This window comes from Streptomyces asoensis, assembly GCF_013085465.1.
GTDB lineage: Bacteria > Actinomycetota > Actinomycetes > Streptomycetales > Streptomycetaceae > Streptomyces > Streptomyces cacaoi_A.
Genome location: NZ_CP049838.1, coordinates 4072653 through 4085641, shown reverse-complemented (window position 1 = coordinate 4085641; position 12989 = coordinate 4072653). Strand labels below are relative to the sequence as shown.

The window sequence follows — 12989 nt, the reverse complement described above, 5'->3', positions numbered from 1 at the left end:
CAGCATGGCCGGACTGAACCTGCGCTTCACGGACGAGGAACTCGACGCCCTGCGTGAGCGCGCCCAGGCGGAGGGACGCAGCATGCAGGCCTTCGCGCACGACGCGGTGATCAAGGCCGTGAACGAGCACGCGCGGCTCTTCGAGGAGGCCGCCGAGCACGTGCTGAACGCCAGCGCCGAGTTGAACCGGAGGCTCGCCTGATGCACCACCTCACCCTGGACGAGCTGCTGAACCTCACTCGGCGGCTCGGGGCGGACGAGGTGCGCGACTACGGACTGCTGGACTCCGCCCTGGCCCGCCCCCGGTCGAGTGTGTTCGGGCAGGACGCGTACCCGGACGTGTGGCGCAAGGCCGCGGCGCTGATGGAGTCGCTGGCCCGCAACCACGGACTCGTCGACGGCAACAAGCGCATCGCCTGGTACGCGACCTGGGTCTTTCTGCACCTGGACGGTCATCCACTGGACGTGGACTTCGATGTGGACGAGGCCGAGCGGTTCGTGCTGGACGTGTGTCAGGGCGTCCTCGACGTACCCGGGATCGCGGCCCGGTTGCCGCGCTTCGCGCGCTGAGCCGGCGCCGCCCGTCCTCTGTGACCTGAGTCCCACCCGCACGCGACCCGGCCTTGTTCGCTCGTTGACGGCGTCGGGCCGCCGGTAGGGTGGCCCGGTTGTCATACACAGCCGAGAGCCCCGAACCCGGAGACCGTGACTACCACCGCCGCTTCCTCCACCTCCCACTCCCACCACCTGTCACCGGCCTTCCCGGGCCGAGCCCCCTGGGGCACCGCGAGCAAGCTGCGGGCCTGGCAGCAGGGGGCGATGGAGAAGTACCTCCAGGAGCAGCCGCGCGACTTCCTCGCCGTCGCCACACCCGGCGCCGGCAAGACGACCTTCGCGCTGACCCTCGCCTCCTGGCTGCTGCACCACCATGTCGTGCAGCAGGTCACCGTGGTCGCGCCGACCGAGCATCTGAAGAAGCAGTGGGCGGAGGCGGCCGCGCGGATAGGGATCCGGCTGGACCCCGAGTACAGCGCGGGCCCGCTCAGCAAGGACTACCACGGCGTCGCCGTGACGTACGCGGGTGTCGGCGTCCGTCCGATGCTGCACCGCAACCGGAGCGAACAGCGCAAGACCCTCGTCATCCTCGACGAGATCCACCACGCCGGTGACTCCAAGTCCTGGGGCGAGGCCTGTCTCGAGGCCTTCGAACCCGCGACCCGTCGCCTCGCGCTCACCGGTACGCCGTTCCGCTCCGACACCAACCCCATCCCCTTCGTGACGTACGAGGAGGGCAACGACGGGATCCGGCGCTCGGCCGCCGACTACACCTACGGCTACGGGTCCGCGCTCGCCGACCAGGTCGTCCGGCCCGTCATCTTCCTCTCCTACAGCGGCAACATGCGCTGGCGGACCAAGGCGGGGGACGAGATCGCGGCGCGGCTCGGCGAGCCGATGACCAAGGACGCGATCAGTCAGGCCTGGCGTACGGCGCTGGACCCGCGCGGCGAGTGGATGCCGAGCGTGCTGCGCGCCGCCGACCAGCGGCTGACCGAGGTCAGGAAGGCCATCCCGGACGCCGGCGCGCTCGTCATCGCCTCCGACCAGGAGTCGGCCCGCGCCTACGCCAAGCTCATCCGGGAGATCACGGGGACGAAGGCGACGCTCGTCCTGTCCGACGACACCGGCGCGTCCAGCCGCATCGACGACTTCAGCGGCAGCAACGACCGCTGGATGGTCGCGGTGCGAATGGTGTCGGAAGGCGTCGACGTGCCGCGGCTCGCCGTCGGGGTGTACGCGACGACCATCTCCACGCCCCTCTTCTTCGCCCAGGCCGTCGGGCGCTTCGTGCGGTCCCGGCGGCGCGGCGAGACCGCCTCCGTCTTCCTCCCGACCGTGCCCGATCTGCTCACCTTCGCCAACGAGATGGAGGTCGAGCGGGACCACGCCCTCGACAAGCCCAAGAAGGAGGGCGAGGAGGATCCGTACGCCGAGTCCGAGCAGGAGATGGACGAGGCGAACAAGGAGCAGGACGAGGACACCGGCGAGCAGGAGCAGTTCGCCTTCGAGGCGCTGGAGTCCGAGGCCGTCTTCGACCGGGTGATGTACAACGGCGCCGAGTTCGGCATGCAGGCTCACCCGGGAAGCGAGGAGGAGCAGGACTACCTCGGCATTCCGGGTCTGCTGGAGCCCGACCAGGTGCAGATGCTGCTCCAGAAGCGGCAGGCCAAGCAGATCGCGCACAGCAAGAAGCGGCCGGACTCCGAGGCCGATCTGCTGGAGCTGCCGGCCGAGCGGCGGCCGGTCGTCTCGCACAAGGAGCTGATGGAGCTGCGCAAGCAGCTCAACACGATGGTCGGGGCGTACGTCCACCAGAGCGGCAAGCCGCACGGAGTGATCCACACCGAGCTGCGGCGGGTGTGCGGTGGTCCGCCGAGCGCGGAGGCCACGGCGGGGCAGCTGCGGCAGCGCATCGCCAAGGTGCAGGAGTGGGCGACCCGGATGAAGTGAGGCCTCACCCGCGCCCTGGTCGCTGACCGGGGGCGCGAGCCATGGCGTCACGCTCCGTACGTATCGGGATAAATGCAAGTAGTCCATACCGGCCACTGACCGGATTCTGGACGGAGCCTTCCGCTCAGCGAACCTGCTTCGCTACTGTCCCGCTACGCACACGCCCCGTGGCAGCGCCGCCGCGGAGCGCAGCCGTGAAGCGACTGGGCCCGGACACGCCGGGCCCATCTGTCGATCGGCGGCCTCTGAAGCGCGTCACTGACGGGACTCGGTGACGCATCTGCCGCGACGGAGGTTGCCGACCTCACCACTTAAGGAGTGGGCGTCGTGACCGCGGAGACCTCCCAGACGCTCGATCGAGGGCTGAAAGTCCTCAAGTTGCTGGCCGATACCGACCACGGGCTGACCGTCACCGAACTTTCCAACAAACTGGGCGTCAACCGGACCGTGGTGTACCGGTTGCTCGCCACTCTGGAGCAGCACGCACTCGTACGGCGTGACCTGGGAGGGCGAGCCAGGGTCGGCCTCGGGGTGCTGAGGCTCGGCCGCCAGGTGCATCCGCTGGTACGGGAGGCCGCGCTGCCCGCGCTGCGGTCGCTGGCCGAGGACATAGGGGCGACCGCGCATCTGACCCTGGTGGACGGGACGGAGGCGCTCGCCGTCGCCGTCGTCGAGCCGACCTGGACGGACTACCACGTGGCGTACCGGGCCGGGTTCCGGCATCCGCTGGACCGGGGTGCCGCCGGCCGGGCGATCCTCTTCGCGCGGCAGAACCCGGCGCGGCCGGCGGACGAACCCGGCTACACGCTGACGCACGGGGAGCTGGAGGCCGGCGCGAGCGGGGCCGCGGCTCCGCTGCTGGGCGTGACCGGCGTCGAGGGCAGCGTGGGCGTGGTGATGCTGGCCGACGCGGTGCCGGAGCGGGTGGGGCCACGGGTCGTGGACGCGGCGCGGGAGGTGGCGGAGGCACTGCGCTGACGCGCTTCGTCGACGCCGCGGGGCCCCGGGGCGGGCGAGGGGCGGCGGGGGAGGAGGCGGAGCCGGGGCTCGCGGTCGGCCGGACGACATCCAGCCGCGAGCCGGAACTCGTCGTCACGTTAGATTGACCTCGTGCTCTCACGCCTCTCACGCCCCAAGGCCCTCACCGTCTGCGCTCTGCCGTTCGTGGCGCTGCTCGCGACGGCCGCGTTCGCGCCGCTGCCCTTCTCGGTGGCGCAGCCGGGCATGACGGCGAACGTCCTCGGCGAGAACAAGGGCACCCCGGTCATCACGATCACCGGCGCGCCCGTACGGGACACGAGCGGGCAGCTGCGGATGACGACGATCGAGGCGACCAACCCCGACACGGACGTCAGGCTCTCCGACGTCGTCGACGGCTGGTTCCGCGCCGACCAGGCGATCATGCCGCGCGACTCCGTCTACCCCAGCGGGGAGAGCACCAAGGAGATCGAGCAGCACAACACCGAGCAGATGCGGCAGTCCCAGGACGCCGCGACCGAGGCCGCGCTGAAGTACCTCGACCGTACCGACGACGGCGTCAAGGTCACGCTGAAGCTGTCCGACGTGGGCGGGCCCAGCGCCGGGCTGCTGTTCTCGCTCGGCATCGTCGACAAGCTCGACGGCGACGGCAGCGGCGGCGACCTCACCGGCGGTCGCACGATCGCCGGCACCGGGACGATCGAGGCCGACGGTACGGTCGGCGCGGTCGGCGGCGTGGCCCTGAAGACGCAGGCCGCCCGGCGGGACGGGGCGACGGTGTTCCTGGTGCCGAAGGCCGAGTGCGCCGACGCCAAGGCCGAGCTGCCGAAGGGGCTCCGGCTGATCCCGGTCACCACCCTGAAGGGCACGGTGACCGCGCTGACCGCCCTGGAGAAGGGGAAGGGCTCGGTACCGAGCTGTTAGGCGACCGCGGGCGACGGCGGGCGACCGTTTGGGCGTGGCGGGTCGGCTACTTGACGAACCCCTCCTTCTTCATCCAGTCCAGGGCCACCTGGTGGGGATCCTCCCCGGCGACGTCCACCTTGGCGTTCAGGTCCTGGGCCACCGTGTTGTCCAGCTTCTTCGTCACCGGGTCGATGACCTTCGCGATCGCCGGCCACTTCTTCAGCGTCTTGGAGTTGATCACGGGGGCCGCGTTGTAGTTGGGGAAGAAGTTCTTGTCGTCGGCCATCACCACCAGGTTCATGGACTTGATGCGCCCGTCGGTGGTGAACACCTCCCCGTAGGTGCAACTCCCCTTCTGGACCTGGGTGTAGATGATCCCGGTGTCCATCTGCGTGATCCGGGACGCCGACACGGACATCCCGTACGCCTTCTCCATGCCGGGCAGTCCGTCCGCGCGGTTGGCGAACTCGCTCTCCACGCAGAGCGTCACGGCCTTCGGGTCGGACTTGGACAGCGCGGCCACCTGCGACAGCGTCCTGGTGCCGTACTTCTTGAAGTTGGCCTGGTTCATGGCCAGCGCGTAGGTGTTGTTCAGCCGCGACGGAGGCAGCCAGGTCACGCCGTTCTTCAGGTCGGCGTCGTGCACCGCCTGCCACTGCCGCTGCGGATCCGGGATGGGCGCGCTGTTGCCCTGGTAGGTGATCCAGGCGGTGCCCGTGTACTCGTACATGGCGTCGGCGTCGCCGTTCCTGACCGCCTCGCGCGAGCCGATGGAGCCCTGGATGCCGGTGCGGTCCAGGACGTCCGCGCCGGCCGCCTCGAAGGCGATGCCCATCATCGCGCCGAGGATGAGGTTCTCGGTGAACGACTTGGACGTCACCGTGAGATGCGCGCCCTTGAGCGGCTCACCCTGTCCGATCGACCCGGGTGAGACGTCGTCGACCATGGGGGAGCCGCTGGTGAGCCCGCACCCGGCGAGCCCGCAGCCGGCCAGTGCCGCCAGCACCCCGGCGATCACCGGGCGGAAGCGCTTCACGAGTCCACCTCCAACCCCCGCGGCCGCAGCAGCACTTCCGCCAGTGAGGCCAGCCAGTCGACGAGCAGTGCCAGCGAGACGGTGAGGATCGAGCCCAGCACCAGCACCGGCATGCGCTGGTTGGTGATGCCGGTGGTGATCAGTACGCCCAGGCCGCCGCCCCCGCCGAAGGTCGCCAGGGTCGCCGTACCGACGTTGAGGACGAGGGCCGTCCGTACACCGGCCAGGATGAGCGGGACGGCCAGCGGCAGCTCGACCTTGCGGAGCACGCCCAGCGAGGACATCCCGATGCCGCGGGCCGCCTCCAGCAGCGTCGGATCGTTCGACTTCAGACCCGCGATGGTGTTGGCGAGCACCGGCAGGATCGCGTAGGCGATGATGCCGATCAGGGCGGCCTTCGTGCCCGTGCCCAGCCAGATCACCAGCAGGGCGAGCAGACCGATGGCGGGTGTCGCCTGCCCCATGTTGGCGATGGCCATCGCGAACGGCGTGGCTCTGCGCAGCGAACCCCGGGTGAGCAGGATGCCGAGCGGGATGGCGATGATCAGCACGAAGAAGGTGGAGATCACCGTGAGCTGCACCTGCTGCCACAGCGCCTTCGACACCTGCCCGTTCGACAGCGCGTTCTCGGAGATCGGGTCCAGGTCCGCCTGCTGGAACCACAGCCAGGTGGCGAGCAGCAGGGCGACGAGGAAGGCGGGCAGGAAGGTCAGCTTCTGCCAGGTGAGGCGACGGCGGGGCGGCGCCGACGGCGGGGTCCTGGTCTCCTGTCGCTCGTCCTCGGTCTCGTCCTGCGGCCCGGGAATTCCGTCCGGGCCGGCGTTCTCGTCCAGGTCGGGGGTGCTCACGCTTTCGCCTCCCCGCCAGGGCCCTCCTGTTCCGCGTGCGTCTGCGCGGCCCGGGCCTCCTCCAGTTCGTGTTGCGCCTCCAGCGCCTCCAACCGGTCGGCCTCCAGCAGCTCGTGCACGGAGTTCAGCAGCGTCTCCATGTCGACGACCCCGGTGTACTCGCCGCGCCGCCCGGTGACCGCGACCCGCCCGGTGTTGTCCGTGAGCACCGCCTCCAGCGCGTCCCGCAGAGTGGCGTCCCGGGTCACCGTGTCGCTGACCAGGGTTCCGGCCCGCGCCAGCGAGCCCCTGGCCCGCATCAGGTCCCCGCGGCGCAGCCACTTGTAGGGGCGTCTGCGCTGGTCGAGGAGCAGGATCTCGTTCGTGCCGCTGGAGCGGAGCTTGTTGAAGATGGTCTGGAGCGGGTCGTCGACGGTCACCGTCGGGTAGTCGGTGATCTCCACGTCCCGAACCCGGCTCAGGTTGAGCCGCTTCAGCGCCGCCCCCGCCCCCACGAACCCGGACACGAAGTCGTCCGCCGGGTTGGTGAGGATCGCCTCCGGGGTGTCGAACTGGGCGATGTGCGAGCGTTCGCGCAGCACCGCGATCCGGTCGCCCAGCTTGATCGCCTCGTCGAAGTCGTGGGTGACGAACACGATGGTCTTGTGCAGCTCGTGCTGGAGCCGGATCAGCTCGTCCTGGAGGTGGTCGCGGGTGATCGGGTCGACCGCGCCGAACGGCTCGTCCATCAGCAGTACGGGCGGATCCGCCGCCAACGCCCGTGCCACACCGACCCGTTGCTGCTGCCCGCCGGACAGCTGGCGCGGATAGCGGCCGTGGAACTCGCCGGGGTCGAGCCCGACCAGGTCGAGCATCTCCTCCACCCGGTCCCGGATCCGCCCCTTGGGCCAGCCGATCATCTTCGGCACGAGCGCGATGTTCTGCGCGACCGTCATGTGCGGGAAGAGCCCGGACGACTGGATCGCGTACCCGACCTTGCGGCGCAGCTTCACCGGGTCGATGTCGGTGACGTCCTCGCCGTTGATCCGGATCCGGCCGCCGCTCGGCTCGATCAGCCGGTTGATCATCTTCAGGGTGGTCGACTTCCCGCAGCCCGACGGGCCGACGAAGATGACGGTCTCGCCCGCCTTGATCTCCATGGTGACGTTGTCGACGGCGGGGTTGGGGTTGCCCGGATAGCGTTTGGTGAGGTTCACCAGCTCGATCGTCGCCCCGTGGGCGCCGTCCTCCGGCTCGGTCTCAGACACGGATCCCCCTGGGAATCGTCAGCCGTCCGATCAGGACGTACGCGGCGTCGAACAGCAGGGCCAGGACGATGATCCCGAGCGTGCCCGCCAGGACCTGGTTGAGGGCGTTCTTGCTGCCGAGCGAGGCGATGCCGCGGAAGATCTCGTTGCCGAGGCCGGGCCCGGAGGCGTACGCGGCGATGGCGGCGATGCCCATCAGCATCTGTGTCGAGACCCGGATCCCGGTCAGGATCGGCGGCCAGGCCAGCGGCAGCTCGACCCGCAGCAGCCGCATCGCCGAGGACATCCCGATGCCCTTGGCCGCGTCCACGAGCGTGGGATCGACGCCGCGCAGCCCCACGATCGCGTTGCGCACCACCGGCAGCAGTCCGTACAGGGTCAGCGCGATCACCGTCGGCGGCACGCCGAGCCCCACGAGCGGGATCAGCAGACCGATCATCGCGAGCGACGGGACGGTGAGGATCGCGGAGGTGCCGAGGGTGGCGAGGTTGCCCGCCCAGCCGCTGCGGTAGGTGACGACGCCGATCACGACGCCGATCACGGTCGCCATGAGCATGCACTGGAAGACGAGGCTGGCCTGCTGATAGGCGTCGGTGAGCAGTTGCTGGTGACGGTTGCCCAGGTACTCCCAGAAGCTCACACGCCCTCACCGCCCCATGTCGACCGGACCCGGACCAGCTCCGGGTCAGGTCCGCTGGGTCAGGGCCTGTCCCGGTCGTCCTCGGCCGCCTGCTCCACCAGCGGGATGATCCGCAGCGGAACGGGGTTCTCCATCACGATCGCGGTGGAGGCCCGGACAATGCCATCAAAACCGACAACCAGGTCGATCACCCGCTGGAGGTCGGCGTTGGAACGGGCCACCAGCCGGCACAGCATGTCCCCGCTGCCGGTGGTGGTGTGCAGCTCCAGCACCTCCGGCACGGAACCCAAGTGGGCCCGCACGTCGGCTCCTTGCCCCTGCCGGATCTGGAGCGTGGCGAACGCCGTGACCGGGTAGCCGAGCGCCGCCGGATCGACCTCGGGGCCGAACCCCCGGATGACGCCATTCGACTGAAGCCGGTCGAGCCGCGCCTGAACCGTCCCCCGGGCCACCCCCAGCCGCCGGGACATCTCCAGCACCCCCAGGCGCGGTTCCCGGGCCAGCAGCACGATGATCCGGCCGTCCAGTCGGTCGATCGCCATACCCGCCCGCCTCCGCGATGGTCACCCTGTACAGAAAGCCGGTCGAAACCGCCGTACCGCTGAACACATTGCCCAGCGATGAAGCGAACTATTGCGCACCTTGCAGCCCGGCGCGAGGCTTCGGCTATGACGCAGACCACACACCACACTCCCGACACCGCCCGGCAGGCCGACCCCTTCCCGGTCAAGGGAATGGACGCGGTCGTCTTCGCCGTGGGCAACGCCAAGCAGGCGGCGCACTACTACTCCACCGCCTTCGGCATGAAGCTGGTCGCCTACTCCGGACCGGAGACCGGCAGCCGCGAGACCGCCTCGTACGTGCTCACCAACGGCTCGGCCCGCTTCGTCCTGACCTCGGTCATCAAGGCCGCCACCACCTGGGGCCACTTCCTCGAGCGGCATGTGGCCGAGCACGGCGACGGCGTCGTCGACCTGGCCATCGAGGTTCCCGACGCGCGGGCCGCGTACGCCTACGCGATCGAGCACGGCGCCCGCTCGGTCGCCGAGCCGTACGAGCTGAAGGACGAGCACGGCACCGTCGTCCTCGCCGCGATCGCCACCTACGGCGAGACCCGCCACACCCTCGTCGACCGCTCCGGCTACGACGGCCCCTACCTCCCCGGCTTCGCCGCCGCCGAGCCGATCGTCGAACCGCCCGCCCACCGCACCTTCCAGGCGATCGACCACTGCGTCGGCAACGTCGAACTCGGCCGGATGAACGAGTGGGTCGGCTTCTACAACAAGGTCATGGGCTTCACGAACATGAAGGAGTTCGTGGGCGACGACATCGCCACCGAGTACAGCGCCCTGATGTCGAAGGTCGTCGCGGACGGCACGCTCAAGGTCAAGTTCCCGATCAACGAGCCCGCCATCGCCAAGAAGAAGTCCCAGATCGACGAGTACCTGGAGTTCTACGGCGGCGCCGGCGTCCAGCACATCGCGCTCAACACCAACGACATCGTGCAGACGGTACGGACGATGCGGGCGGCCGGGGTCCGGTTCCTCGACACCCCCGACTCCTACTACGACACCCTCGGCGAGTGGGTCGGCGACACCCGCGTCCCCGTCGAGACCCTGCGCGAGCTGAAGATCCTCGCCGACCGCGACGAGGACGGCTACCTGCTCCAGATCTTCACCAAGCCGGTCCAGGACAAGCCGACCGTCTTCTTCGAGATCATCGAACGGCACGGCTCGATGGGCTTCGGCAAGGGCAACTTCAAGGCCCTGTTCGAGGCGATCGAGCGCGAGCAGGAGAAGCGCGGCAACCTGTAACGGCGCTGATCACCCGTGACGCGTTGATCGGGAGGGCGGCGGTGCGGGAGGGCGGCGGTGCGGCCCCTACTCGGGCAGCTCGGCCGGGGCCGGCTCGCCGCCCAGCCGGGCCACCGCCTCCCGGGCCACCGGGCCGAGCAGCGGCGAGAAGTACGGGTTGATCCGCAGCGCCTCCTGGAGGTGACGCCGGGCCGGCCCCTCCCTCTCCAGCGTCCGCTCGATCATGCCCCGGTGGTACATGTACGGCGCGCTGTGCATGGCGCCCCCGTGCACCCGGTCGGTGGCGATCATGGCGAACCTCAGCGCCTCCTTGTCGTCCCCGGCCCGGTGCAGCGCCCAGCCCAGCGCGTCCGCGACCGCGATCCCCGGCTGTTGCCGCCACTCGGCCCGCAGCCGCCGTACCGCCGAGGCCGGGTCCCCGTGGTCCGCCTCGAACCGGCCGAGCACCAGCTCCCCGTCCACCCCGCCCGCCGCGTCCTGCCGGACCCGTTCCCGCAGCAGGTCGTACTGCACGCGCGCCGCCTGCGTGAGCCCCAGCGACTCGTACAGCTCGCCCAGCTCCAGCGCGTAACTCGGCGACGGCTGCTTGGCGAGCGCCACCTGGTACGCGTTCAACGCTTCCGAGGTCCGCCCCAGAGCCGCCAGCGCCCGCCCCTGCCCGGCCTGCGCGGCCCGCTGGTCGGGGTCGATCCTGACCGCCTCCTGGAAGTGCCGCAGGGCGTCCGCCCGCTCGCCGCGCTCCCAGGCCAGCTGCCCCGCCCGCTCCAGCCAGGCCGCCTGCTCGGCGGGGGAGGAGGCACCGGCCGCCGCGTCGGCCAGCGCGGCCTGCGCGTCCTCGCGCCAGCCCCGGTCCCAGTAGACGCCCGCCGCCCGGGCCCGCACGGTCGGCCCGGAGTGCAGCGCCGTCAGCGAGTCGAGCGCCTTGCGGGCCTTCTTGTAGTCGCCGAGCCCGGTGTACGCGTCGATCAGCTGCGGATACGTCGTCCAGCGCTTCGGCGCCAGTTTGCGCGCGGCCTCGCCGAAGGACAGGGCCGCCCGGAAGTCACGGCGCGCGTTCGCCAGCGCGGCCAGACCGTCGAGGGCCTCGGCGTTGCCCTTCGGACGCACCTTCAGCGAGGTCCGCAGCGCCTGCTCGGCCTTCGGGTACAGGGCGGCGGCGTCCGCGGTGCGCCGGCCCTGCTCGACGTAGGCCGTGCCCAGCACCGCCCAGGACCGCGCGTCCCGTGGATGCGCCCGTACCCTGCTCTCGCGCTCGTCGATCAGCACCGCCAGATCCGGCAGCGCGGCAGGCACCCCCGTACGGACCGCCGTGCCCGCCTGCGCCCCCGGAGCCGGCGCGGCCGCCCGCCGCACCGCGGGGTCCCCACCGGGCAGGCACAGCAGCACCCCGCCGCCCAGCGCGAGACACCCCACGAGCGAGCCGACGAGCAGCCGCCGACGCAGCCGGGAAACCTTGCCGGTGGCCGCGGGAGCCGCGTCGTCCGCGGCGGCCTCTTCGGGGGCGGTGCGCTCTTCGGCGGCGCGCTCTGCGTTCTCCATGGCGCTCACTGTGCGTCAGTACGACGACCGTATGACGTCAGCCGAAGGGTCGGGCGGACGGGGTTCACACCGATGGCCCCGGGTGCGAACCTGTGATCATGAGCCGTCACCTCGTCGACCGTCTGCTCGTCGGCCTACCCCCCGAGGCCGTCCTCACCGACCCGGACATCACGGGCTCCTACGCCAACGACATGGCCAGTTTCTGCCCGGCCGGCACCCCCGCCGCGGTGGTGCTGCCGCGCACCGTGGAAGAGGTCCAGCACGTCATGCGCACGGCGACCGAGCTGCGTGTCCCGGTCGTCCCGCAGGGCGCCCGCACCGGACTGTCCGGGGGCGCCAACGCCTCCGAGGGCTGCGTCGTCCTCTCCCTGACGAAGATGGACCGGATCATCGAGATCAACCCGGTCGACCGGATCGCCGTCGTCGAACCGGGCGTCGTCAACGCGGCCCTCTCCCGAGCGGTGAACGAACACGGCCTCTGCTACCCGCCCGACCCCTCCAGCTGGGAGATGTGCACGATCGGCGGCAACATCGGCACCGCGTCGGGCGGCCTGTGCTGCGTCAAGTACGGGGTGACGGCCGAGTACGTCCTCGGCCTGGACGTCGTGCTCGCCGACGGCCGCCTGATGACCACCGGCCGCCGCACGGCGAAGGGCGTCGCCGGATACGACCTCACCCGCCTGTTCGTGGGCTCGGAGGGCTCGCTGGGGATCGTCGTCCGGGCGGTCCTCGCCCTGAGGCCGCAGCCGCCGCAGCAGCTGGTGCTGGCGGCCGAGTTCGCGTCCGGGGCCGCCGCCTGCGACGCGGTGTGCCGGATCATGGCCGGCGGACACGTCCCGTCCCTCCTCGAACTCATGGACCGTACGACGGTCAGAGCCGTCAACGACCTGGCCCACATGGGCCTCCCGGAGAGCACCGAAGCCCTGCTGCTGGCCGCCTTCGACACCCCCGACCCGGCCGCCGACCTCGCCGCCGTCGGCGCGCTGTGCGAGGCGGCCGGCGCCACCCAGGTGGTCCCCGCCGACGACTTCGCCGAGTCCGAACTCCTGCTCCAGGCGCGGCGGTCGGCGCTCGTCGCCCTGGAGGCCGTCAAGGGCACGACGATGATCGACGACGTGTGCGTGCCCCGGTCCAGGCTCGGCGAGATGATCGAGGGCGTCGAGCGCATCGCGGAGAAGCACCGGCTGACCATCGGGGTCGTCGCCCACGCGGGCGACGGCAACACCCACCCCACGGTCTGCTTCGACGCGGCGGACCCCGACGAGTGCCGGCGCGCCCGCGAATCCTTCGACGAGATCATGGGCCTCGGCCTGGAACTCGGCGGCACCATCACCGGCGAGCACGGCGTGGGCGTGCTGAAGAAGGAGTGGCTGGCGCGCGAGATCGGCCCGGTGGGCGTGGAGATGCAGCGGGCGGTCAAGGTGGCCTTCGACCCGCTGGGCATCCTCAACCCGGGCAAACTGTTCTGACGCC

At 70.7% G+C, this 12989-nt stretch carries 13 protein-coding genes; 7 read left to right on the top strand and 6 right to left on the bottom strand.

The window, feature by feature from the left end; translation table 11 throughout:
* Window positions 1–4 precede the first annotated feature (4 nt).
* The 5 genes from G9272_RS18230 (at window position 5) to G9272_RS18210 (ending at window position 4410) form a co-directional block, all read left to right on the top strand.
* Window positions 5–202 (top strand): hypothetical protein, encoded by a 198-nt coding sequence (locus G9272_RS18230; RefSeq protein ID WP_171397572.1) that lies wholly within the window; start codon window positions 5–7, stop codon window positions 200–202.
* A complete protein-coding gene (locus G9272_RS18225; RefSeq protein ID WP_171397571.1) occupies window positions 202–570 on the top strand; it encodes a type II toxin-antitoxin system death-on-curing family toxin in 369 nt (122 codons plus the stop codon). The genes G9272_RS18230 and G9272_RS18225 overlap by 1 nt, the downstream gene beginning before the upstream one ends.
* A 135-nt stretch (window positions 571–705) precedes the next feature.
* A complete protein-coding gene (locus tag G9272_RS18220; RefSeq protein WP_054240231.1) occupies window positions 706–2508 on the top strand; it encodes a DEAD/DEAH box helicase in 1803 nt (600 codons plus the stop codon).
* 327 nt (window positions 2509–2835) lie between these two features.
* Complete coding sequence (locus G9272_RS18215; RefSeq protein ID WP_020132430.1) at window positions 2836–3486, top strand: IclR family transcriptional regulator; 651 nt, start codon at window positions 2836–2838, stop codon at window positions 3484–3486.
* 132 nt (window positions 3487–3618) lie between these two features.
* Entirely contained in the window at window positions 3619–4410 is a 792-nt protein-coding gene (locus G9272_RS18210; protein WP_171397570.1) for a S16 family serine protease, read from the top strand.
* Window positions 4411–4456: 46 nt separating this feature from the next.
* Here G9272_RS18210 and G9272_RS18205 read toward each other — a convergent pair whose 3' ends face one another.
* The 5 genes from G9272_RS18205 to G9272_RS18185 form a co-directional block, all read right to left on the bottom strand.
* Window positions 4457–5338 carry a glycine betaine ABC transporter substrate-binding protein gene (locus tag G9272_RS18205; RefSeq protein WP_437184372.1) on the bottom strand — a complete coding sequence of 294 codons (882 nt, stop codon included), beginning with the start codon at window positions 5336–5338 and terminating at the stop codon, window positions 4457–4459.
* Between the two features lie 86 nt (window positions 5339–5424).
* Window positions 5425–6234, bottom strand: coding sequence for an ABC transporter permease (locus G9272_RS18200; RefSeq protein WP_171402049.1), 810 nt, complete (start codon window positions 6232–6234; stop codon window positions 5425–5427).
* A 38-nt stretch (window positions 6235–6272) separates the two neighbouring features.
* Window positions 6273–7523 carry a betaine/proline/choline family ABC transporter ATP-binding protein gene (locus G9272_RS18195; RefSeq protein WP_171397568.1) on the bottom strand — a complete coding sequence of 417 codons (1251 nt, stop codon included), beginning with the start codon at window positions 7521–7523 and terminating at the stop codon, window positions 6273–6275.
* Window positions 7516–8163: an ABC transporter permease gene (locus G9272_RS18190; protein ID WP_171397567.1), complete on the bottom strand. Its 648-nt coding sequence runs from the start codon at window positions 8161–8163 to the stop codon at window positions 7516–7518. The genes G9272_RS18195 and G9272_RS18190 overlap by 8 nt, the downstream gene beginning before the upstream one ends.
* Before the next feature lie 59 nt (window positions 8164–8222).
* Complete coding sequence (locus G9272_RS18185; protein ID WP_057600414.1) at window positions 8223–8705, bottom strand: Lrp/AsnC family transcriptional regulator; 483 nt, start codon at window positions 8703–8705, stop codon at window positions 8223–8225.
* A gap of 126 nt (window positions 8706–8831) precedes the next feature.
* On the opposite strand from G9272_RS18185, the gene hppD reads away from it, so the two are divergent.
* Complete coding sequence (hppD, locus tag G9272_RS18180) at window positions 8832–9977, top strand: 4-hydroxyphenylpyruvate dioxygenase (protein ID WP_171397566.1); 1146 nt, start codon at window positions 8832–8834, stop codon at window positions 9975–9977.
* A gap of 66 nt (window positions 9978–10043) precedes the next feature.
* Here the strand turns inward: hppD and G9272_RS18175 are convergent, their stop codons facing one another.
* Window positions 10044–11516, bottom strand: a complete 1473-nt coding sequence (locus G9272_RS18175) for a tetratricopeptide repeat protein (RefSeq protein ID WP_171397565.1) — start codon at window positions 11514–11516, stop codon at window positions 10044–10046.
* A gap of 98 nt (window positions 11517–11614) precedes the next feature.
* On the opposite strand from G9272_RS18175, the gene G9272_RS18170 reads away from it, so the two are divergent.
* A complete protein-coding gene (locus G9272_RS18170; RefSeq protein WP_171397564.1) occupies window positions 11615–12985 on the top strand; it encodes an FAD-binding oxidoreductase in 1371 nt (456 codons plus the stop codon).
* Window positions 12986–12989 lie beyond the last annotated feature (4 nt).